Here is a 22,542-nt window from a genome sequence, read left to right on the forward strand (position 1 = left end):
GAAAATGTTTCAGAATATTCCCAAAATATGATGAACGACGAAAACTTTTACAATAAAGAGCGTATCGGGGAAGAGTGGCTTCAAAACCTTTCTCAGGATGACGCGCACCGTACCGGCATACGCTTTGCCCGGCGCGTCCGGCTGGGGCGGATTGTGGGTCTGGCGGCGATGTTTTTTCCTGTTGCCGGTGTGCTGGTCACGCATTTTCTGCCCGGCGGCTGGTGGTTATTACTGGTGAGCTGGGTTTTTATCTGGCCGCATCTTGCCTGGCAGTTCACCTGCCGTTCATCTCAACCTTATCAATGTGAAATCTTCAATCTGAAGATCGACGCTATTTTTACCGGCATCTGGATCGGCCTGATGGGCGTGAACGCTCTGCCATCGGCTGCGCTGGTTATGATGATGGGCATGAATATGATGGGATCCGGCGGCTGTCGCCTGTTTCTCGCAGGCATTGCCATAACCACGTTATCCGCTGTCGTGACGCTGAAGCTAACCGGAAATGTTGTGGTGCTCTCTTCCGGAGCGCTGGAGTGGTGGCTGACGCTGCCGGTCTTGATGGTCTACCCAATACTCTTTGCCTGGGTGAGCCATCAGACGGCCATTCGCCTGGCGGAAAATAAGCGAAGACTTGAGCTGATGAGTACCCGCGATGGCATGACGGGCGTTTATAACCGGCGCCACTGGGAAACGTTGCTGCGGATGGAGTATGAAAAGTGCCGACGGGATCATTGTCAAACCACGATCCTGCTTATCGATATCGATCACTTCAAGAGCATCAATGATACCTGGGGACATGATGTGGGCGATGAAGCGATCATTGCTATCACTCGTCAACTGCAGATGACGCTGCGGGCAGGGGATTATATTGGCCGTTTCGGTGGCGATGAGTTCGCGATCATCATGTCCGGGACCCCGGCAGAAAGTGCAATTGCGGCGATGTCCCGCGTCCACGAGCGGCTGAAAAAACTGTCGTTACCCTGTGCCCCGAACGAACGGCTTCGCATCAGCGTGGGGGTTGCGCCATGGGGAACACAGTTTGCCCACTACCGCGATTGGTTAAAAGCGGCAGATATCGCGCTTTATAAAGCCAAAAATGCCGGACGCGGACGTACCGAGGTGGCCGCCTGACATCCGGCTTAGTTTGGTCAGGACTTACTCAGCTTCTCTGACTTTTCCATGCATTTCGCCATCGCTTCAATGACCGCCGCACGGAACCCGCGCTCTTCCAGCACCCGCACCGCTTCGATAGTGGTACCGCCAGGCGAGCAGACCATATCTTTCAGTTCCCCTGGATGCTTACCGGTTTCCAGCACCATTTTGGCTGAGCCCATCACCGCCTGTGCGGCAAATTTATAGGCCTGCGCACGTGGCATACCGCCAAGCACCGCAGCATCCGCCATCGCTTCCAGGAACATGAAGACATACGCAGGAGCAGAACCACTCACGCCCACAACCGGATGGATCATCGATTCGGCAATCACTTCCGCTTCGCCGAAGCAGCGGAAAATGTTCAGCACATCGGCCACATCTTCCGTGGTCACCAGCGCATTAGGGGTGATGGAGGTCATCCCGGCGTTGACCAGCGAAGGGGTATTGGGCATTGCGCGAACAATTTTACGGTCATGACCCAGTGCACGGGCCAGCTGATCGAGCGTCACGCCTGCGGCAATCGACACCACCAGCGTGTCTTTATTCAGGCTGGAGGTGATCTCGCTCAGGACTTTGATCATGATATTCGGTTTAACCGCCCCAAAGACGATATCGGCGACCTGGGCCACTTCCTGCGCGCTTTCGGCTGCGTTAATACCATACTCATCACGCAACGCCGCGACTTTATCCGGTGATGGTGTATAGACCCAAATCTGACCCGGCAGGACCTGCCCGCTGGCGATCAGGCCACCCAGGATGGCTTTGCCCATGTTACCGCAGCCAATAAACCCGATTTTCTTATCCATCACGTTTCTCCGTCGTTATGCGTTGTTTTCTCTGATTGATAGCTTAACAACGAAATGCAGGCGACAATAGTCGCCAGTATCAATAGGGGAGACATTATGGCGATTTGGGTTGATGCGGACGCATGTCCGAATGTGATTAAAGAGATTTTGTTCCGCGCTGCCGAGCGTGTTCAGATGCCGCTTACGCTGGTGGCAAACCAGAATATCCGCGTACCGCCTTCCCGATTCATTCGTGCGTTGCGGGTTCCTGCCGGTTTTGATGTGGCGGATAACGAGATCGTACGGCTGTGCAGCGCGGAAGATCTGGTGATCACGGCGGATATTCCTTTGGCCGCAGAGGTACTGGAAAAGGGCGCCGCAGCGCTGAACCCGCGCGGGGAGCGTTACTCACCAGCAACCATCCGGGAAAAACTGACCATGCGCGATTTCATGGATACGCTTCGCGCCAGCGGTGTGCAGACCGGCGGGCCAGACAGTTTATCTCAACGTGACCGCCAGCAGTTTGCCGCAGAGCTGGATAAGTGGTTGCTGGAAGTGAAACGTCGCACTGCTAAATGATAATCATTGTCAATATTTGGTACAGTATGGCAGTGACAGGGTTGTCATTCCGTACCGCTTTGCAGTAAAGTAAACGCAACATCTTCTGCAATTATTTCTTTACACTCTTCAGCCATCCGGCATCAAGGGGAAACACCTGGTTATGACCCAACCCATCTTTTTAGTTGGCCCCCGCGGCTGTGGGAAAACCACCGTTGGCCTGGAGCTGGCGCGTGCCTGTCAACGTCATTTTGTTGATACCGACCACTGGCTGCAGACGCAGGCCGGACAAACCATCGCGGATATCGTCGAAAAAGAGGGCTGGGAGAGCTTTCGCAGCCGTGAAACGGCCGCGCTGGAAGCGGTAACGGCACCCGATGCGGTGATTGCCACAGGTGGCGGAATTATTCTGGCGGAATATAACCGCCGCTTTATGCGCGAAAAAGGGATAGTGATTTATCTCTGTGCGCCCGTGGCTGCGCTGGTGGGGCGTCTGGAAGCGTTTCCGGAAGAGGGGCAACGCCCTGCGCTGACCTCCAGACCGCTCAGCGAAGAGGTGAGCGAGGTGCTGGCGGAGCGCGATGTGTTATACCGCGAAGCGGCACATCACGTGGTGGATGCTTCCGCGTCGCCCGAAGAGGTTGTGATTCAGATTATTACCGCCCTGCGTTTGGCTTGTGCCAGCTAACCGCCGTCTATACTTATAGCTCTGACATAAAAAAAGGATGAGCTATGCCAACCAGACCTCCCTATCCGCGTGAAGCACGTATTGTTACCGTTGAAAAAGGCAATGGCGATCAAACCGTGACCTGGTATCAACTGCGTGCCGATCACCCCAAACCCGACTCTCTCATCAGTGAACATGAGACTGAACAGGAAGCGCTGGATGCGAAACGGCGCTACGAAGATCCCGATAAGTCATAAATGTTTTCCTAAACGCTCCAATACCGTGCCTGAATCACACTTTTTACTCATCGCTAATGTTAAGCAGGAGTTAATATTTAGTTATTACAGGTAGCTCCGTTACCGGCAGGTGATCTTTACATTTCGGGATGGAGATCACCTGCTACGCTTGGTGCTGTTTTGTTGAAAAAACGAACTGTGCAGCGTAGTGAGCCTGTACCTGTGTAATAAGTTTTTGTAGTAATGGAAGGCGAAGACGATGAAGGCAACGTTGGCGATCATCACTATTGGTGTGGTCCCTGTAAGCGAAGTGTTACCGCTCTTAACCGAGCATGTATCTGAACAACAGATCACGCATCTCAGCCTGCTGGGGAAGATGAGCCGGGAAGAGGTCATGGAGGACTACGCTGTAGAGGCGGGGGAGGATCCCCTGGCGACGTTATTAAGCGACGGTAAACTGGCGCATGTTTCACGACAGAAAATTGAGCGCTCGCTGCAGGCAGTAATAGAAGTGCTCGATAATCAAGAGTATGACGTTATTTTGCTAATGAGTACTGCTCCCATTAAGGGACTCATGGCGCGTAATGCGATTTTACTCGAGCCGATGCGAATCATTCCGCCGCTGGTGGCATCCATTGTGGACGGACACCAGGTGGGGGTGATTGTGCCCATTGAAGAACTCATGAACAACCAGGAAGCAAAATGGCACGTGCTTGAAAAAACGCCCCTGTATGCGCTGGCCAATCCCTTCTGGGACAGTGAGGCCAAACTCATTGCGGCCGGGAAGGAGCTACTGGAGCGCGGGGCTGATGTATTGATCCTCGACTGCCTGGGGTTCCACCAGCATCACCGCGATCTACTGCAAAAAGCGCTGGATGTGCCGGTACTGTTGTCGAACGTTCTGATGGCGCGTCTGGCCTCAGAACTCCTTACCTGATGATTTTGCGTGACAGGTCATGAGCATGGCCCCTATAGTGAATTTTTATCTAAAAATATAAGGGCCAGTTCATGCTTCAAAGTAACGAATACTTTTCCGGTAAAGTGAAATCCATTGGTTTTACCAGCAGCAGCACTGGCCGCGCCAGTGTCGGCGTGATGGCTGAAGGGGAATACACCTTTGGTACGGCCGAAGCTGAAGAGATGACGGTGGTAAGTGGTGCGCTTAACGTCTTACTGCCGGGTGAAACGGAATGGAAAGTTTACTCTGCCGGCGAAGTTTTCAACGTCCCTGGCCACAGTGAGTTCCATCTGCAGGTTGCTGAACCGACCTCTTATCTGTGCCGCTATCTGAAATAATCTTCTTCCCTCTCCCCGTTGGGGAGAGGGTCAGGTTGAGACGAAATTATCTCTGCGCTTCGCCGCCGAGGCCTTCTACCAGATTTTGAATCAACGCGGCCAGCTCGCCGGTCATCAGGATAAAGTCCGCATCAAAGCGCTGGGCGTAATCTTCACGATCGATATCTTCGTTCTGATCGCGCAGTTCATCGCAGAACTTCAGGCGCTTAACAGAGCCATCGTCACACATCACAAACTGAATACGCTGCTGCCAGTCGAGCGCCAGTTTAGTGACCACTTTGCCTGCTTCAATGTGGACGGCGATCTCATCGCTCACCAGATCCTGCTTTTTCGCACGAATGACACCGCCATCCTCAAGCAGGGCTTTCAGTTCGGCTTCATCGAGGATCTGGAATCCTTGCGCCGCCGTGCCGCTGCGAACCCATTCGGTCAGGGTTAACTCGATAGGCGTTTCCAGCGCCAGTGGAACCACCGGCAAAGAGCCGATGCTCTTACGCAGCAGGGCCAGCGTATCTTCCGCTTTTTTGGCGCTGGCGCAGTCCACCATGATCAGCCCGTTGACGGTATCGATCCACATCATGGTCTGGCTGAAGCGGCTAAACGCGCGCGGCAGCAGGGAGTGCAACACTTCGTCTTTCAGGGAATCTTTTTCGGTCTTTTTCAGCTTGCGGCCCTGTTCGGCTTCAAGCTTAAAAATTTTCGCTTCCAGCGCCTGCTTCACCACCGGCGTGGGCAGGATTTTCTCTTCTTTACGGGCGCAAACGATGATTTGACCCGTGCTGCTGGCGTGGGTCAGGGCATCGCTTTGTGAACCCATTGGCGGAACCCAACCGGTTTTTGCCATATCCTGGCTTCCGCAAGGGGAAAAGGTATAAGCGGCTAACTGTTTTTCCATCTCTTCTGCACGCAGCGAAACGTCGCGGCTGAGACGGTAAACCATCAAATTTTTGAACCACAGCATGATAATTTCCACGGCCTTGTCGTTAAATCAGCGGGCATGATAACGAATTGTCGCATCGCTTGCATTGCTAATCGGGAAGCGTGCTTCTACTCTGTTGATAATCAAAATAATGAGGAGAGTCTTGTGCGTATTGGGATTGATTTGGGCGGCACCAAAACTGAAGTTATCGCACTGAGCGAGCAGGGGGAGCAGCTTTTCCGTCACCGCCTGCCCACGCCGCGCGACGATTATCACCAGACTATCGAGACGATTGCCCGGCTGGTTGAGATGGCAGAGCAGGCGACAGGACAGACCGGCTCCGTCGGGATGGGCATTCCCGGGTCCATTTCGCCTTATACCGGGGTGGTGAAAAACGCCAACTCCACCTGGCTCAACGGCCAGCCTTTTGATAAAGATTTGAGCGCGCGTCTGCAGCGTGAGGTGCGTCTGGCAAATGATGCGAACTGTCTGGCGGTATCAGAGGCGATTGACGGTGCGGCGGCCGGTGCCCAGACCGTTTTTGCTGTCATCATCGGTACCGGCTGCGGGGCCGGTGTGGCGTTCGGCGGGCGTGCGCATATTGGCGGTAACGGTACGGCAGGCGAGTGGGGACATAACCCATTGCCATGGATGGATGAAGACGAACTTAAATACCGTACTGAAGTACCGTGCTACTGTGGAAAGCAGGGCTGTATTGAGACGTTTATCTCTGGCACCGGTTTTGCCACCGATTACCACCGCCTGAGCGGTCAGCCGCTTAAGGGTAACGAGATCATGCGTCTGGTTGAGGAGCAGGATCCCGTGGCGGAACTGGCGTTGAGCCGCTACGAAATGCGCCTGGCGAAATCGCTGGCGCATGTGGTGAACATTCTCGATCCTGATGTGATTGTGCTGGGCGGTGGGATGAGCAACGTCGACCGGCTGTACGCGACGGTGCCTGCTCTCGTCAAACAGTGGGTTTTCGGCGGGGAATGCGAAACCCCAATCCGCAAAGCCGTCCATGGAGACTCCAGCGGCGTGCGCGGCGCAGCGTGGTTATGGCCGGAATAAAAGCAAAACAGCAACGCACGTTGCGGTTTTTTATGTTTGTACCCTCTCCCTGTGGGAGAGGGCCAGGGTGAGGGCACCAGACCGCGCCGATCCGCCTTTCACTGCACCGCAAACTCCTTATCCAGCCTGCTATACCCCAGTCCATTAATCTTCTTCACTTTGATTTGCACCGGAATACGCTCCTTCATAGCCTCGACGTGGCTTATTACGCCGATGGTTTTCCCGGTGGCATTCAGCGCGTCGAGCGCATCCAGCGCGGTGTCCAGCGTCTCGCTGTCGAGCGTGCCGAAACCTTCATCCAGGAACAGCGAATCGATTCGCGTTTTGTGGCTCACCAGGTCGGAAAGTGCCAGCGCCAGCGCCAGACTGACGAGGAAGCTTTCGCCGCCAGAAAGCGTGCGGGTATCGCGTACGGCATCGGCCTGCCAGGTATCGACCACCTCCAGCTCCAGTGCGTCGCTGACTTTACGCTGCAGCAGATAGCGCCCGTGCAGGCGGTTAAGCTGCTGGTTAGCGAGCCAGACCAGATTATCCAGCGTCAGACCCTGGGCGAATTTACGGAACTTGTCGCCGGTGCTGGAGCCTATCAGCGCATTCAGATAACCCCAGTCCTCGGCCAGACGTGAGGCCTCGTCAATTTGCTGCATCAGCGCCAGCTGGTGCTGGCGGTTATCGCTGTCCTGCTTAAGCTGCTGGCGGATCTCCCCCTGATGAGTGGTGTTCTCGCGAAGCTGCTGCGTCAACTGCTGTAGCTGCGCATGCAGGGTTTGCGCGTCGGCGTCCAGCCCTTCCGGTCGCTGATGCTGGTGGGCCTGTAGCTGCTGTTCAGCCTGCCCGCTAAGCGCAATTGCCTGCTGAAGCTGGCTCTCCAGCGTCTGCTTGCGTTGTTCAAGATGGCGGATAGTCTCCTCATCCAGCAGCGCGGCGAGAAAGGCCTCGCGATCGGCGAAGCAGCTTGCCGCCAGCGCGGTGGCAAATTGCGCTGTGGCGTGCTGTAGCCGCTCGCTTTCCAGACTCTCCTGCTGCTGCAGGGTGACAAGCTGGCTTTGCAGGGACAGGCATTCGTCGTGGATCTCGCGCCAGTTCTCAGGAATGGCCGCTTCTGCCTCGGTGTCATCGCCTGCCGGAAGCGTGTCGAGCAGCGGTTTCAGGGTATTAATGCGCTCCTGAATCGCAGCATACTGCGTCTGTTTTTCCTGCCACAGGTTGAATTCCGTTTCCCGGGCGTACAGCCAGGCGGTCTCTTCCCCCTCTTCAGGAACATGCAGCGACAGCGCGAGCAGGGCGTTTTCCAGTGCCTGACGCGTTGCTGACAGCTGCTGCTGATACTGACGCTCCTGCGCTTGCTGTTCGTTAAGCTGGTTTTGCAGCGTCAGGCGCTGGCTGAGCTGATAGAGCTGACGTTCGTACTGTTCCTGTTCGTTCATCCATGGGGCGATATCTTCCTGAATATTCAACGAGATATTCAGGTCGGCGCAGACCTCCTGCCACTCTTTAGTGAGTGCTTGCTCTTCCTGAGAGAGCGCCTGCGCTTCGTCTGTTGCTCGCTGGATCTGCTGCGTCAGGGCATTGACCTGTCCCAGCACCAGCAGACCCTCCTCTTTAAGCGCGGCGACCTCTTTTTCCAGCGCGTCCCGGCGCCGCTGGTTATCGGTGAGTTCAAGCGCCTGATACGTCTCAATGGCGGGATGTTCACTGGAGCCGCACAGTGGGCAGGGTTTTCCGGCCTCAAGCTGCGAGCGGTAGCTTTCCAGCTTTTTGATCGTCGCTTCGCTTTCACACAATGCTTTCAAATCGACATAGTGCTGGTTTTTTTCTTTGTACTGCTGGCGGCGCAGCGTCAGCGTTTCATTGAGTTTTACCTGCTCGGACTGCGCTTTTTGCCGGGTATCCGCGTTCTCTTGCAGCCGTTTTTGCAGCGGCTGATAGCGGGCATGAAGCGTGGTCAGGCGCTGGCGTAAAGGGCGTGACCTGGACTGTTGCTCCATTGCTGCTGCCACGTCATCCGCCGTCAACGTCAGGGGGTTTTCCGGCATCCCGGCGAGCTTCTGACATAATTCAGCAATACGGGCTGCAAGCGTGGCAATCTGATGTTTATCGCGGTTCAACTGCGCAAAATGGGCGCGCCAGCCAGCGATCTCCTGGCCCCACACGCGGTAACGTTCATGCTCCGCCAGCCATGTTGCCTGGATCGTAAGGTCACTCTGCAATTGCGCATAGGTACGCAGCGCCGTATGACGGATGCGTGAGCGCTGCGCGGCTTTGGCCTGTAAGCGAGTATTTACTTCGACAATGCGCTGCTTTGTCTGCGCGAGGCGCGTGGTTTGTTCTTGCTGGCTATCCCACAGGGGGCGAAGCTGGGCGGCGGGCTGCGCAAGCTGGAGCTTGGCCAGCTCAGGCGCGGCGTCGGTCAGCGCCTGCTGCGCCTGCTGTTGCAGGAGCATAACCCGCTGCTGCTCGCGAATAAGCTCGTCATTGCGCGTCAGCCACTGAAAATCGCGCTGTTGGTTCTGCTGCTGAGTCAACAGGGTTTTCTCTTCGTCAGTAAGTGCCTGCAAACTCTCCTGTAACTGCTGCTGTTGCGCTTCGCTCAGTAACACCACACCTGCGGCCTGCGCCTCGCTCATCTCAAGCGTGTTACGGGCGGCCTTATGTTTCTCGAACACCATCGCTGAGATCTGACCGTAGATCTCGGTGCCGGTCAGCTCTTCCAGCAGTTCGGCGCGATCGCCCGGTTTAGCGTTGAGGAAGGCGGCAAACTGCCCCTGGGAGAGCAACATTGAACGGGTAAAACGGCTATAATCCAGCCCGGTGAGCGCGGCGGTTTGCTCAAGTTTGTCCGTCACTTTATCGGCCAGAATTTTACCGTCTTCACAACGCGCCAGTTCGACGCGCGGTGCCTGCAGGTTTCCGTCTGGTTGATTGCGCGCGCGGTTCTGGCTCCAGAACGCACGATACGCTATGCCTTTTACCTCAAACTCCACCTCGGCCAGGCACTCGGCGGTATCGCGGGTCATCAGGTCGTTTTGTGCCTGGGAGACTTTTTGCAGACGCGGCGTTTCGTGGTAAAGGGCCAGACAGATAGCGTCGAGCAGGGTCGTTTTCCCGGCACCGGTCGCGCCGGTAATGGCGAACAGCCCGTTGCTGGCAAACGGCTCGGCGGTAAAGTCAATTTTCCACTCGCCCTTAAGGGAGTTGAGGTTTTTCAGACGCAGGCTCAGAATTTTCATGCGTTTTCTTCCTCATCGCTGAGCGCGTGCAGGGTATGGAGGAACAGCTCGTTAAGCCTTGCGCGCGTGGTGTCGTCAATCTCTTCCTGCGACAGTCGGCGTTCAAATACCTCTTCCACCCTCAGTTCGCTGAGCGTTTCACGCTGTGCACCCAGCAGAATTTTCTCGCGCTGTTCGCGGCTGCGGCGAACCAGTAAGACCTCGACGGGCAGATCTTCCGTCAACGCCTGAATTTTACGCTGCATATCATGCAGGTAGTCGTCGGTCGTGATTTCAATATCCAGCCAGATGGGCGGATTTTGCTCGACACCGCGCCACTGCTCCAGCTGGGCGGTAATCGCCGCCAGATCGCCCTTCAGCACCGCCAGCGGTTGGGTGACGGGGACCTCCAGCGACTCCACGGCACTGAGTTTGCCCTCATTAAAGCTCACCAGGTGCACACATTTGGCTTTGCCGGTCTCATCAAAACTGAGCGCAATGGGCGAGCCGCAGTAGCGAATGTGCTCGCAGCCGCCGATGACCTGCGCCCGGTGAATATGCCCGAGCGCGATATAATCCGCTGGCGGGAAATTTTGCGCCGGGAAGGCGTCCAGCGTACCAATATAGATGTCACGCACCGCGTCACTTTTACTGGCACCGACGGTAGTAAGATGCCCGGTAACAATCACCGGAATGGCCTGTTCGCCGCGCAGGGCGCAGGCATCCGTATGTTGCTGGTGATAATAGTCCGTGATGCTCTGCAACAGATGCTGCTGCTTTTCCCCGCCGGACATCCCCGCCTGGCTTTGCACGATATCGCGTGGGCGCAGGAAGGGCACCGGACACAGCACTGCTCCCGGTGTACCGTCACGTTTTTTCAGGATCTGCGGCGCATGACCGGCGCTGGCTACCACGGTCGTGTTAAGGAAGGCCAGGATATCGCGGGATTCATTCAGCGTTGCGACGGAGTCGTGGTTACCGGCGACAATCACCAGATGACAGCCGGTTTTTTGCAGATTTACCACGAAGCGGTTGTAGAGCTCACGCGCATAGCTTGGCGGCGAACCGGTATCGAAAATGTCACCCGCGACAATAATCGCGTCCACCTCGTGCGATCGGGCCGTGTCCAGCAGCCAGTTCAGGAACGCTTCATGCTCCGCTGCCCGGCTTTTGCTGTAAAAGTTTTGACCCAGATGCCAGTCCGAGGTGTGTAATATGCGCATAGCGAATCCGTGGCAAAAAAAGGGAATGGGGATTATAAACTTTCAGAAGCTGGAAAATAACCGCTGTAATAAAACAACAGTTTGCCATTTTACGTGGTACTGTTTTTCATAAATCTGTCATAAATCTGACGCATAATGACGCCGCATTACAAACTTGTAACTTAAATAAGATAAGACAGGGCAAAGTATGGCGAGACGTATTCTGGTCGTAGAAGATGAAGCTCCAATTCGTGAAATGGTGTGCTTCGTGCTCGAACAAAATGGCTTCCAGCCGGTTGAAGCGGAAGATTATGACAGCGCGGTGAACCAGCTGAATGAACCCTGGCCCGATCTGATCCTGCTTGACTGGATGTTGCCTGGCGGCTCCGGACTGCAGTTTATCAAACACCTCAAGCGTGAAGCGATGACCCGCGATATCCCCGTTGTCATGCTTACCGCGCGCGGTGAAGAGGAAGATCGCGTGCGCGGCCTTGAGACCGGCGCGGATGATTACATTACCAAACCCTTCTCACCGAAAGAGCTGGTTGCCCGTATTAAAGCTGTGATGCGCCGTATTTCACCGATGGCGGTGGAAGAGGTCATTGAGATGCAGGGCCTGAGCCTTGATCCCACCTCGCACCGTGTTATGACGGGCGAAAATCCCCTCGACATGGGGCCTACCGAATTCAAACTCCTTCATTTCTTTATGACTCACCCGGAGCGTGTTTACAGCCGCGAACAGTTGCTGAATAACGTCTGGGGAACTAACGTGTATGTCGAAGACCGGACGGTTGACGTACATATCCGCCGCCTGCGTAAAGCGCTGGAACTGAGCGGCCACGATCGCATGGTACAGACGGTCCGCGGCACGGGTTATCGTTTTTCTACCCGTTTCTGAACAATGACAGGAGTGTGACGCGTGCTGGAACGTCTGTCATGGAAAAGGCTCGTCTTTGAACTGATCTTATGTTGTATTCCGGCCTTCATTTTGGGGGCCTTTCTTGGATACCTGCCGTGGTTTCTGCTGGCGTCTGTGACCGGGCTGCTGATCTGGCATTTCTGGAACTTACTGCGCCTCTCCTGGTGGTTGTGGGTTGACAGAAGTATGACGCCTCCCCCAGGAAGCGGGAGCTGGGAGCCTCTGCTTTACGGCCTGCACCAGATGCAGATGCGTAATAAAAAGCGCCGTCGCGAGCTGGGAAGCCTGATTAAACGCTTTCGCAGCGGTGCGGAATCGCTGCCGGATGCGGTGATTCTGACCACGGAAGAGGGGACAATCTTCTGGTGTAACGGTCTCGCCCAACAGCTGCTGGGCCTGCGCTGGCCGGACGATAATGGCCAGAATATCCTCAACCTTCTGCGTTATCCGGAGTTCACGCAGTATCTGAAAAAACGTGATTTCACGCGTCCGCATAATCTGAAGCTCAACAATGGCCGCCATCTTGAAATACGTGTGATGCCCTACAGCGATCGGCAATGGCTGATGGTGGCGCGCGACGTCACCCAGATGCACCAGCTGGAAGGGGCACGACGCAACTTCTTCGCCAACGTGAGCCACGAGCTGCGCACGCCGCTGACGGTGCTGCAGGGCTATCTGGAGATGATGCAGGAGCAGACGCTTGAAGGGGCGCCGCGTGAGAAGGCGCTGCATACCATGCGCGAGCAGACGCACCGTATGGAAGGGCTGGTGAAACAGCTACTGACGCTGTCGAAGATTGAGGCGGCTCCGACACTTGCCTTAAATGACACTATCGACGTACCGATGATGCTGCGGGTAGTGGAGCGCGAAGCGCAAACCTTAAGCCATAAAAAACATCATCTGACCTTTGACGTCGATAACAGTCTGAAGGTGCTCGGGAGCGAGGATGAACTGCGGAGTGCTATCTCTAACCTGGTCTATAACGCGGTTAATCATACCCCGGAAGGAACGGATATTATGGTGCGCTGGCAGCAGACACCAACGGGGGCCGAGTTTAGCGTCGAGGATAACGGGCCGGGCATTGCGCCTGAGCATCTTCCACGTCTGACCGAGCGGTTTTACCGGGTAGATAAAGCCCGTTCCCGGCAAACGGGGGGAAGCGGGCTGGGGCTGGCCATTGTGAAGCACGCGGTGAATCACCATGAAAGCCGCCTCGATATTCAAAGCACGCTGGGCAAAGGAACCCGTTTCAGTTTCGTTATACCGGAACGATTAATTGCCAAAAAGATCGCCTGACGGCGGGTGTGTCATTTTACCTTTCCACGGGCCAGCTATTGCTGGCCCGTTTGCTTTGCAGTAAAGCGAAACGCGAATGAATTTTATACGGCTGGTGCTTTTTTGTTCGCATGATTAGCCATGGCTTTTTCATGATATTAGCGAATTATTCTGGTTGGTGTTTTCATGCTGGCATATTGTTCTGGTTTTACGATCCCTCCTTGCCTTTAAACGTTATAAGCGTTTAAATTGCCCCCCAGATACTGTCAGACCGACTGTATTTGCGTGGTAAATCGAAAAACTATACTTCTCCACGCCAGGACGGGAGCATATCCCGCTGAAATTGAGCAAAATTTCCGCTGTATCGTCCCATTGGGGATGGCGAAAATCTCAATATATTCAACACCACATCCACAGGCAGTAAGGTTTTATGACCCATCACTTAAAATCGCGTGACATCATCGCGCTGGGCTTTATGACATTTGCGCTGTTCGTTGGCGCAGGCAACATCATTTTTCCTCCAATGGTTGGCTTACAGGCGGGTGAACACGTCTGGACAGCAGCATTTGGTTTCCTGATCACTGCCGTGGGCCTGCCGGTGTTGACCGTGGTTGCGCTGGCGAAAGTTGGCGGCGGCGTTGATAGCCTCAGCACCCCAATTGGTAAAGTGGCTGGCGTTCTGCTGGCAACGGTGTGTTATCTGGCCGTTGGCCCGCTGTTTGCGACCCCGCGTACCGCGACAGTCTCCTTCGAAGTGGGGATTGCGCCACTGACCGGTGACGGTGCGATGCCGCTGTTTATCTACAGCCTGGTTTACTTCGCTATTGTGATTCTGGTCTCCCTCTATCCGGGCAAACTGCTGGATACCGTGGGTAACTTCCTGGCTCCACTCAAAATTATCGCGCTGATCGTGCTGGCGGTTGCGGCCATTATCTGGCCTGCGGGTCCTATCAGCAGCGCGATGGATGCCTACCAAAACGCGGCCTTCTCTAACGGATTTGTGAACGGCTATCTGACCATGGATACGCTGGGCGCGATGGTGTTTGGTATCGTTATCGTGAACGCTGCCCGTTCTCGTGGTGTGACCGAAGCGCGTCTGCTGACCCGCTATACCATCTGGGCTGGTCTGATGGCCGGTGTGGGCCTGACGCTGCTCTATCTGGCGCTGTTCCGCCTGGGTTCCGATAGCGCCACGCTGGTCGATCAGAACGCGAATGGTGCGGCAATTCTGCACGCTTACGTTCAGCACACCTTTGGCGGTGCGGGCAGCATGCTGCTGGCGGCCCTGATCTTCCTGGCCTGTCTGGTGACGGCGGTTGGCCTGACCTGTGCCTGTGCGGAGTTCTTTGCGCAGTATCTGCCGCTCTCTTACCGCACGCTGGTATTCATCCTCGGCATCTTCTCCATGGCGGTGTCTAACCTCGGTCTGAGCCACCTGATTCAGGTCTCCATTCCGGTGCTGACGGCCATCTATCCGCCGTGTATCGTGCTGGTGGTGTTGAGCTTTACGCGCCCGTGGTGGAACAACTCCTCGCGAATTATTGCGCCAGCCATGTTTATCAGCCTGATTTTTGGTATCCTTGACGGGATTAAAGCATCAGCGTTTGCTCACATCCTGCCAGCCTGGACACAGCGTCTGCCGCTGTCTGAGCAAGGTCTGGCCTGGCTGATGCCTACCGTTGTTGCACTGGTTCTGGCCATTATCTGGGACCGTGCTGCAGGGCGTCAGGTCGCATCGAACGCCCATTAATCAACGGCAACAAACTGTTTAACCACGGGGCTTAAGGCCCCGTGGTTTTTTGTTTTTTTCGTGTTGAATGGCAAGATTTAAATGGAAAGCACTAACAAACTCAAACGTGGGCTGAGCACGCGCCACATTCGCTTTATGGCGCTCGGCTCCGCTATCGGTACCGGTCTTTTTTATGGCTCGGCAGATGCCATCAAAATGGCCGGTCCAAGCGTTCTGCTGGCCTACATCATCGGCGGCGTGGCGGCGTATATCATCATGCGTGCGCTGGGAGAGATGTCGGTTCATAACCCTTCAGCCAGTTCATTCTCGCGCTATGCGCAGGAGAATTTAGGCCCGCTGGCCGGGTTTATCACCGGCTGGACCTACTGCTTCGAAATTCTGATTGTGGCCATTGCCGACGTCACCGCCTTTGGCATCTACATGGGCGTCTGGTTCCCGGCGGTTCCGCACTGGATTTGGGTGTTGAGCGTGGTGCTGATTATCTGTGCCGTCAACCTGATGAGCGTGAAGGTCTTCGGTGAGCTGGAGTTCTGGTTCTCCTTCTTCAAGGTTGCCACCATCATCATCATGATTGTGGCCGGTTTCGGCATCATCATCTGGGGGATCGGTAACGGGGGCCAGCCAACCGGTATTCATAACCTCTGGAGCAACGGCGGCTTCTTCAGCAACGGCTGGCTCGGCATGGTGATGTCGCTCCAGATGGTGATGTTTGCCTACGGCGGGATTGAGATTATCGGGATCACCGCCGGGGAAGCCAAAGACCCGGAGAAATCCATTCCACGCGCCATCAACTCGGTGCCGATGCGTATTCTGGTGTTCTATGTGGGTACTCTGTTCGTCATTATGTCTATCTATCCGTGGAACCAGGTGGGGACCAACGGTAGCCCGTTTGTGCTGACCTTCCAGCATATGGGCATCGCCTTTGCGGCCAGCATCCTGAACTTTGTGGTCCTGACCGCGTCGCTGTCAGCGATCAACAGTGACGTCTTTGGCGTGGGCCGCATGCTGCACGGCATGGCTGAGCAGGGCAGTGCGCCGAAGGTCTTTGCCAAAACCTCCCGTCGCGGCACGCCGTGGGTGACGGTTATGGTGATGACCGTTGCGCTGCTGCTGTCGGTCTACCTGAACTACATCATGCCGGAAAACGTCTTCCTGGTGATCGCTTCTCTGGCGACCTTCGCGACCGTGTGGGTGTGGATCATGATCCTGCTGTCACAGATTGCGTTCCGCCGCCGTCTGTCCCCTGAGGAGGCAAAAGCGCTGAAGTTTAAAGTGCCAGGCGGGGTAGCGACGACCGTCGTTGGGCTGATCTTCCTGGTGTTTATCATCGGCCTGATTGGCTACCATCCTGATACCCGTATTTCCCTCTATGTAGGCTGTGCGTGGATCGTACTGCTGCTGGTGGGTTGGGTGTTTAAATGCCGCCGCGACCGTCAGCTGGCGCAAGCGCAGTAATATTTTATGCCCTCTCCCTGTGGGAGAGGGAATTTTGTCTCCTCCTCCTTTCTCCTCCCCCAATAAATCACGTCATGGTGAGCTAACCTTAATCACCCTGTGGCAAGGTGACGTCAATTTCATCAAAGGGGATTCGTGATGTTAAACGCCTGGCACCTTCCGGTTGCCCCATTTGTTAAGCAAAACAAAGACAACCTTGTGATTACGCTCTGGCTGGCGGGGGAAAATCAGCCTGAACGCGTGACGCTACGCGCTGAAGTCGATAATGAAGAAACCACGCTGAAAATGCACAAGCAGCGCAGCCAGCCGCAGCCTGGCGTAACGGCATGGCGGGCAAACATCGACTTGCGCAGCGGCCAGCCGCGCCGACGCTATAGCTTTAAGCTGCTCTGGAATAACCGCCAGCTGTGGTTTACCCCGCAGGGATTTAGCCGTTTTCCTCCGGCGCGGCTGGAGCAGTTTGCCGTCGATTACCCGGACGCTGGCCCGCAGTGGGTTAACGACCAGGTCTTTTATCAGATTTTCCCGGATCGCTTTGCGCGCAGCGAAACGCGCACCGCCGGGCAGGATAAAGTTTATTACCACCACGCTGCAGGACACGACATTATCCTGAAAGAATGGGATGAGCCGTTAACCGCGCAGGCGGGCGGCTCGACGTTCTACGGCGGCGATCTTGACGGCATCAGCGAAAAGCTACCGTATCTGAAGAAGCTGGGCGTGACGGCGCTGTACCTTAACCCGGTCTTTAAAGCACCGAGCGTGCATAAATACGATACCGCCGATTATCGCCACGTTGACCCGCAGTTTGGCGGTGATGACGCGCTGCTTCGTCTGCGTAAAAATACGCAAAAAGAGGGCATGCGTCTGATACTGGACGGCGTGTTCAACCACAGCGGCGACTCACACGCGTGGTTTGACCGTCATAACCAGTCGATGGGCGGGGCGTGCCATAACCCGGATTTACCCCAGCGCGACTGGTACAGCTTCAACGAGGAGGGGCGCGCGCTGGACTGGCTGGGCTATCCGAGCCTGCCGAAGCTGGATTTCCAGTCGCCAACGCTGGTGAACGAGATTTACGGCGGTGAAAACAGCATTGTGCGCCACTGGTTGAGTGAGCCATGGAATATGGATGGCTGGCGTCTTGACGTCGTGCATATGCTCGGTGAAGCGGGCGGGGCGCGTAATAACCTTCAGCACGTCGCCGGGATCACCCGTGCAGCAAAAGCCGCGCAGCCGGAGGCGTTCGTGTTTGGCGAACATTTTGGCGACGCGCGCCAGTGGCTGCAGGCGGACGCGGAAGATGCGGCAATGAACTATCGCGGTTTTACCTTCCCGCTGTGGGGATTCCTTGCTAACACCGATATTTCCTACGATCCGCAGCATATTGATGCGGAAACCTGCATGGCGTGGATGGATAACTACCGCGCCAGTCTTTCGCATCAGCAGCAGTTACGGATGTTTAACCAGCTGGACAGCCATGACACCGCGCGATTTAAATCCCTGCTCGGTAAGGATGTCGCGCGCCTGCCGCTGGCGGTGACCTGGCTCTTTACCTGGCCGGGCGTGCCGTGCATCTATTACGGCGATGAGGTGGGGCTGGACGGGAACAACGATCCATTCTGCCGCAAAACCTTCCCATGGGATCCGGCGAAGCAGGACAAAGCGCTGTTCAGTCTGTACCAGCGTCTGGCGAAGCTGCGTAAGCAGAGCCAGGCGCTGCGCTACGGTGGTTGTCAGGTGGTTTATGCCCACGACAACGTGGTGGTGTTTGTCCGCGTTTATAACCAGCAGCGCGTGCTGGTAGGCATCAACCGGGGCGAGGCGTGCGAAGTGGTGCTGGATGACTCTCCGCTGCTTAACGTGAGCGCGTGGCAGCTAAAAGAGGGGAAAGGGAGCGTGCAGGAGGGGATCCTCTCCCTGCCAGCGATTTCTGCTTCCGTCTGGTTTGGCTGACGGCGTGATAACAAAAAGGCCCGCATAAGCGGGCCTTTTGCGTAAACCGTGCCGATTACAGGCTGGATACGTTCTCGGACAGGTATTTCGCAACGCCGTCTGGGGACGCAGACATACCTTCTTTACCTTTTTCCCACTGAGCCGGACACACTTCACCGTGCTCTTCGTGGAACTGCAGCGCGTCAACCATACGCAGCATTTCGTCGATGTTACGACCCAGCGGCAGATCGTTCACAACCTGGTGACGCACGATGCCGTTCGCGTCGATCAGGAAGGAGCCACGCAGCGCAACGCCAGCGTCCGGATGTTCGATACCGTAAGCCTGCTGGATTTCGCGTTTGATGTCCGCAACCATTGCGTATTTCACCGCACCGATGCCGCCTTTGTCGACAGGGGTGTTACGCCATGCGTTGTGTACAAACTCAGAGTCGAAGGAGACGCCAACCACTTCTACGCCACGCTTCTGGAATTCTTCATAACGTTTGTCGAACGCGATCAGCTCAGACGGGCAAACGAAAGTGAAGTCCATTGGCCAGAAGAACAGAACGGTCGCTTTACCGTTGGTGTGCTGTTTGAAGTTGAAGTTTTCAACGATTTCACCGTTGCCCAGAACTGCTGCAGCTGTAAAATCCGGAGCCGGACGAGTTACCAGAACCATATGATTCTCCTGTAGATACTAAGGTTATTTGGAACGCAACGCGAGCCAGTATAAAGAGTGTTCATGGATAAGACAAAGAGGTGGTGACAATCGTTCCGCCAGCTTTTACCTATCAATGCGAATTCTGTCAGAGCTGTTTGTTTTTCGCCTGCGCCATCATTCGCGGGTAAAACTGCCAGAAACGCGTTTCCAGCGCATCGTAATGTTCGTCCAGGTCATGCCATGAATCGCGTAGCGCATCCAGACGCGGTCGGCGGCTCGCCATCCCATTTAACACATTCTGGATGAAGTCCATCTCGCGATAGCGCTCCAGCCAGCGTTCCGACCACAGGTAATTATTCAGATTCACAAAGCGCGGCGGCGAGTCGGGCAGAATGATCGACACCTGCTGGTGGGCATAACGCACAAAATCCGGCAATGGCATTTCCGGCGACAGCTGCTCCCAGTGGCGCGACAGGAAATGGTCCCACATGACATCAAGCGAGATTGGCGCAACGCGGCGCGTTTCAGGGCGAAACCACGCTTTGGCCTCGGTTACTTCTGGCAGGTTATCCGTCATGACATCGATACGACGATGCATAAAAATCCCGTCGACAACCTCAGCGGGCCAGGTCTCGGCGGGGTTGCCGCGGACGAAATCGGCCAGCAAATTGCCGGAAAGGGAGCTGTCAGCGAGGTGAGCGAGGTGCAGGTGAGCGAGAAAATTCATGCGTTTTATTTGTCCGGGGGCGGCTAGTTGTTGCAGCAAAAGGGTGTGAGCACTAGACTATGCCGCCTGTTTTTAAGTCACGAGTATACGTCATGCGCGTCGCCGATTTCTCCTTTGAACTACCTGAATCCCTGATTGCTCACTATCCAATGCCTGAGCGCAGTAGCTGTCGCTTGCTGTCACTGGACGGGCCAACGGGCGAGCTGACGCACGGTACTTTCACCGATCTGCTCGACAAGCTCAACCCTGGCGATCTGCTGGTCTTTAACAATACTCGCGTGATCCCGGCGCGTCTGTTTGGCCGCAAGGCCAGCGGCGGCAAGATTGAAGTGCTGGTCGAACGTATGCTCGATGATAAACGTATTCTGGCACATATTCGCGCCTCTAAAGCACCTAAACCGGGTGCCGAACTGCTGCTGGGCGATGACGAGAGCATCAAAGCAACCATGACCGCGCGCCACGACGCGCTGTTTGAAGTGGAGTTCAACGATGAGCGCACGGTGCTGGATATTCTCAATGCCATCGGCCACATGCCTTTGCCGCCGTATATTGAGCGCCCGGATGAAGAGGCCGATCGTGAGCTCTACCAGACCGTCTACAGCCAGAAGCCTGGCGCGGTAGCGGCGCCGACGGCGGGTCTGCACTTTGACGAACCGCTGCTGGAAAAATTACGCGCAAAAGGCGTGGAGATGGCGTTTGTGACGCTGCACGTCGGCGCGGGCACCTTCCAGCCGGTGCGGGTAGACAGCATTGAAGATCACATCATGCACTCTGAGTATGCTGAAGTGCCGCAGGAGGTTGTTGATGCGGTTCTGGCGGCAAAAGCGAGCGGCAGCCGCGTTGTTGCGGTAGGCACCACCTCCGTACGTTCACTGGAGAGCGCTGCCCAGGCGGCTCAAAAAGATCTGATCGAGCCATTCTTTGGCGATACGCAGATCTTTATCTATCCGGGCTATCAGTACAAAGTCATCGATGCACTGGTGACCAATTTCCATCTGCCTGAATCAACGCTGATTATGCTGGTCTCCGCCTTTGCGGGGTATCAGCACACCATGGCGGCATACAAGTCTGCGGTAGAACAAAAATATCGCTTTTTTAGCTACGGGGACGCGATGTTTATCACGTACAATCCGCTGGCTTTGAATGAGCGTGTCGGGGAATAAGTCCGCGGCACCGGAATAATGTGTTGGACTGTTTTTCTGGCACAGAGGAATAAAAATGAAATTTGAACTCGATACCACCGATGGCCGCGCGCGTCGCGGTCGCCTGGTGTTTGATCGCGGCGTGGTGGAAACCCCCGCGTTTATGCCTGTGGGGACTTACGGCACCGTAAAAGGGATGACGCCGGAAGAAGTAGAAGCCACTGGCGCCCAGATTATCCTCGGTAATACCTTCCACCTGTGGCTGCGTCCTGGTCAGGAGATCATGAAGCTTCACGGCGATCTGCATGACTTCATGCAGTGGAAAGGCCCGATCCTGACCGATTCTGGCGGTTTCCAGGTCTTCAGCCTGGGTGATATTCGCAAGATCACCGAGGAGGGCGTCCACTTCCGTAACCCGATCAACGGCGATCCGATTTTCCTCGATCCTGAAAAGTCTATGGAGATTCAGTACGATCTCGGCTCTGACATCGTGATGATCTTCGACGAATGTACGCCATACCCGGCGGACTGGGATTACGCTAAACGTTCCATGGAGATGTCGCTGCGCTGGGCGAAGCGTAGCCGCGACCGTTTTGACTCCCTGCAGAACAAAAATGCGCTGTTCGGCATTATCCAGGGCAGTGTTTACGAAGATTTACGCGATATCTCTGTTAAAGGTCTGGTAGAGATAGGTTTTGATGGCTACGCTGTCGGCGGTTTAGCTGTGGGTGAGCCGAAGGAAGACATGCACCGTATTCTGGAACATGTCTGCCCGCAAATCCCGGCGGATAAACCCCGTTACCTGATGGGTGTGGGTAAGCCAGAAGATCTGGTTGAAGGTGTGCGCCGCGGCATCGATATGTTCGACTGCGTCATGCCAACCCGTAACGCACGTAACGGTCATCTGTTTGTTACCGATGGCGTGGTGAAAATCCGTAACGCGAAGCATAAGAGTGACACCAGTCCGCTCGATGCCGAGTGCGATTGCTACACCTGTCGCAATTATTCTCGCGCGTATTTGCATCATCTCGATCGTTGCAATGAGATTTTGGGCGCGCGTCTCAATACCATTCATAACCTTCGCTATTATCAGCGCTTAATGGCTGGTTTACGCAAGGCTATCGAAGAGGGTAAATTAGAGAGCTTCGTGACCGATTTTTACCAACGTCAGGGTCGAACCGTTCCACCTTTGAACGTTGATTAATATTAATAATGAGGGAATTTGAATGAGCTTTTTTATTTCTGATGCGGTAGCGGCAACAGGTGCTCCAGCGCAGGGCAGCCCGATGTCTCTGATTCTGATGCTGGTTGTGTTCGGTCTGATCTTCTACTTCATGATCCTGCGCCCACAGCAGAAGCGTACCAAAGAGCACAAAAAGCTGATGGACTCCATCGCGAAAGGTGATGAAGTCCTGACTAACGGTGGCCTGGTCGGTCGCGTAACCAAAGTGGCTGAAAGTGGCTACATTGCTATCGCCCTGAACGACACCACTGAAGTGGTTATCAAACGTGACTTCGTAGCTGCCGTTCTGCCGAAAGGCACCATGAAGGCGCTGTAATCCCAACTTTTCCCAAAGGGAACTGCC

21 protein-coding genes are annotated in these 22,542 nt (G+C 55.4%); 15 read left to right on the forward strand and 6 right to left on the reverse strand.

Annotation, left to right across the window (positions count from 1 at the left end):
- The first annotated feature begins 27 nt into the window (after positions 1-27).
- Entirely contained in the window at positions 28-1,131 is a 1,104-nt protein-coding gene (gene adrA, locus M8370_RS13325) for a diguanylate cyclase AdrA (protein WP_250021176.1), read from the forward strand.
- 17 nt (positions 1,132-1,148) lie between these two features.
- On the opposite strand, the gene proC is transcribed toward adrA, so the two are convergent.
- Positions 1,149-1,958, reverse strand: a complete 810-nt coding sequence (gene proC, locus M8370_RS13330; protein WP_013095814.1) for a pyrroline-5-carboxylate reductase — start codon at positions 1,956-1,958, stop codon at positions 1,149-1,151.
- Positions 1,959-2,054: 96 nt separating this feature from the next.
- Between proC and M8370_RS13335 the strand changes: the two genes are divergently transcribed.
- From M8370_RS13335 to ppnP, 5 genes are all read left to right on the forward strand, one after another.
- Complete coding sequence (locus tag M8370_RS13335; protein WP_013095815.1) at positions 2,055-2,516, forward strand: YaiI/YqxD family protein; 462 nt, start codon at positions 2,055-2,057, stop codon at positions 2,514-2,516.
- Between the two features lie 142 nt (positions 2,517-2,658).
- Positions 2,659-3,183: a shikimate kinase AroL gene (gene aroL / locus M8370_RS13340; RefSeq protein ID WP_029882461.1), complete on the forward strand. Its 525-nt coding sequence runs from the start codon at positions 2,659-2,661 to the stop codon at positions 3,181-3,183.
- 44 nt (positions 3,184-3,227) lie between these two features.
- Positions 3,228-3,419, forward strand: coding sequence for a protein YaiA (gene yaiA / locus M8370_RS13345; RefSeq protein WP_013095817.1), 192 nt, complete (start codon positions 3,228-3,230; stop codon positions 3,417-3,419).
- 238 nt (positions 3,420-3,657) lie between these two features.
- Positions 3,658-4,335, forward strand: coding sequence for an AroM family protein (locus M8370_RS13350; protein WP_250021177.1), 678 nt, complete (start codon positions 3,658-3,660; stop codon positions 4,333-4,335).
- A gap of 71 nt (positions 4,336-4,406) precedes the next feature.
- Positions 4,407-4,694 carry a pyrimidine/purine nucleoside phosphorylase gene (gene ppnP, locus M8370_RS13355; RefSeq protein WP_013095819.1) on the forward strand — a complete coding sequence of 96 codons (288 nt, stop codon included), beginning with the start codon at positions 4,407-4,409 and terminating at the stop codon, positions 4,692-4,694.
- Positions 4,695-4,740: 46 nt separating this feature from the next.
- Here ppnP and rdgC read toward each other — a convergent pair whose 3' ends face one another.
- On the reverse strand, positions 4,741-5,655 hold the full coding sequence (gene rdgC, locus M8370_RS13360; RefSeq protein ID WP_013095820.1) for a recombination-associated protein RdgC: 915 nt from the start codon (positions 5,653-5,655) through the stop codon (positions 4,741-4,743).
- Positions 5,656-5,778: 123 nt separating this feature from the next.
- On the opposite strand from rdgC, the gene mak reads away from it, so the two are divergent.
- A complete protein-coding gene (mak, locus tag M8370_RS13365; protein ID WP_032618450.1) occupies positions 5,779-6,684 on the forward strand; it encodes a fructokinase in 906 nt (301 codons plus the stop codon).
- 98 nt (positions 6,685-6,782) lie between these two features.
- On the opposite strand, the gene sbcC is transcribed toward mak, so the two are convergent.
- Positions 6,783-9,914: an exonuclease subunit SbcC gene (sbcC, locus tag M8370_RS13370; protein ID WP_250021178.1), complete on the reverse strand. Its 3,132-nt coding sequence runs from the start codon at positions 9,912-9,914 to the stop codon at positions 6,783-6,785.
- Positions 9,911-11,116 (reverse strand): exonuclease subunit SbcD, encoded by a 1,206-nt coding sequence (gene sbcD / locus M8370_RS13375; protein WP_250021179.1) that lies wholly within the window; start codon positions 11,114-11,116, stop codon positions 9,911-9,913. Before sbcD ends, sbcC begins: the two co-directional genes overlap by 4 nt.
- 187 nt (positions 11,117-11,303) lie before the next feature.
- On the opposite strand from sbcD, the gene phoB reads away from it, so the two are divergent.
- The 5 genes from phoB (at position 11,304) to malZ (ending at position 18,447) form a co-directional block, all read left to right on the forward strand.
- A complete protein-coding gene (phoB, locus tag M8370_RS13380) occupies positions 11,304-11,993 on the forward strand; it encodes a phosphate response regulator transcription factor PhoB (protein ID WP_010428026.1) in 690 nt (229 codons plus the stop codon).
- A 21-nt stretch (positions 11,994-12,014) separates the two neighbouring features.
- Positions 12,015-13,310: a phosphate regulon sensor histidine kinase PhoR gene (gene phoR, locus M8370_RS13385; protein WP_029883416.1), complete on the forward strand. Its 1,296-nt coding sequence runs from the start codon at positions 12,015-12,017 to the stop codon at positions 13,308-13,310.
- A 409-nt stretch (positions 13,311-13,719) separates the two neighbouring features.
- The gene (gene brnQ, locus M8370_RS13390; RefSeq protein ID WP_013095826.1) at positions 13,720-15,039 is read left to right on the forward strand and encodes a branched-chain amino acid transporter carrier protein BrnQ; all 1,320 of its coding nucleotides are present in this window, start codon (positions 13,720-13,722) and stop codon (positions 15,037-15,039) included.
- 81 nt (positions 15,040-15,120) lie between these two features.
- Positions 15,121-16,494 carry a proline-specific permease ProY gene (proY, locus tag M8370_RS13395; RefSeq protein WP_020686369.1) on the forward strand — a complete coding sequence of 458 codons (1,374 nt, stop codon included), beginning with the start codon at positions 15,121-15,123 and terminating at the stop codon, positions 16,492-16,494.
- 138 nt (positions 16,495-16,632) lie between these two features.
- Positions 16,633-18,447: a maltodextrin glucosidase gene (malZ, locus tag M8370_RS13400; protein ID WP_250021180.1), complete on the forward strand. Its 1,815-nt coding sequence runs from the start codon at positions 16,633-16,635 to the stop codon at positions 18,445-18,447.
- Between the two features lie 55 nt (positions 18,448-18,502).
- Here the strand turns inward: malZ and M8370_RS13405 are convergent, their stop codons facing one another.
- Together M8370_RS13405 and acpH are read right to left on the reverse strand one after the other, a co-directional pair.
- Positions 18,503-19,105 carry a peroxiredoxin gene (locus M8370_RS13405; protein ID WP_013095829.1) on the reverse strand — a complete coding sequence of 201 codons (603 nt, stop codon included), beginning with the start codon at positions 19,103-19,105 and terminating at the stop codon, positions 18,503-18,505.
- Positions 19,106-19,232: 127 nt separating this feature from the next.
- Complete coding sequence (gene acpH / locus M8370_RS13410; RefSeq protein ID WP_094085026.1) at positions 19,233-19,814, reverse strand: ACP phosphodiesterase; 582 nt, start codon at positions 19,812-19,814, stop codon at positions 19,233-19,235.
- 92 nt (positions 19,815-19,906) lie between these two features.
- Between acpH and queA the strand changes: the two genes are divergently transcribed.
- Genes queA through yajC form a run of 3 tightly spaced genes read left to right on the forward strand, consistent with a single transcriptional unit; the run spans position 19,907 to position 22,515 of the window.
- Positions 19,907-20,977, forward strand: a complete 1,071-nt coding sequence (gene queA / locus M8370_RS13415) for a tRNA preQ1(34) S-adenosylmethionine ribosyltransferase-isomerase QueA (protein ID WP_250021181.1) — start codon at positions 19,907-19,909, stop codon at positions 20,975-20,977.
- 55 nt (positions 20,978-21,032) lie between these two features.
- Complete coding sequence (tgt, locus tag M8370_RS13420) at positions 21,033-22,160, forward strand: tRNA guanosine(34) transglycosylase Tgt (RefSeq protein WP_013095832.1); 1,128 nt, start codon at positions 21,033-21,035, stop codon at positions 22,158-22,160.
- A 22-nt stretch (positions 22,161-22,182) separates the two neighbouring features.
- A complete protein-coding gene (yajC, locus tag M8370_RS13425) occupies positions 22,183-22,515 on the forward strand; it encodes a preprotein translocase subunit YajC (protein ID WP_000007630.1) in 333 nt (110 codons plus the stop codon).
- Positions 22,516-22,542 lie beyond the last annotated feature (27 nt).

This window comes from Enterobacter cloacae complex sp. OE43NF, from assembly GCF_023544405.1.
GTDB lineage: Bacteria > Pseudomonadota > Gammaproteobacteria > Enterobacterales > Enterobacteriaceae > Enterobacter > Enterobacter cloacae.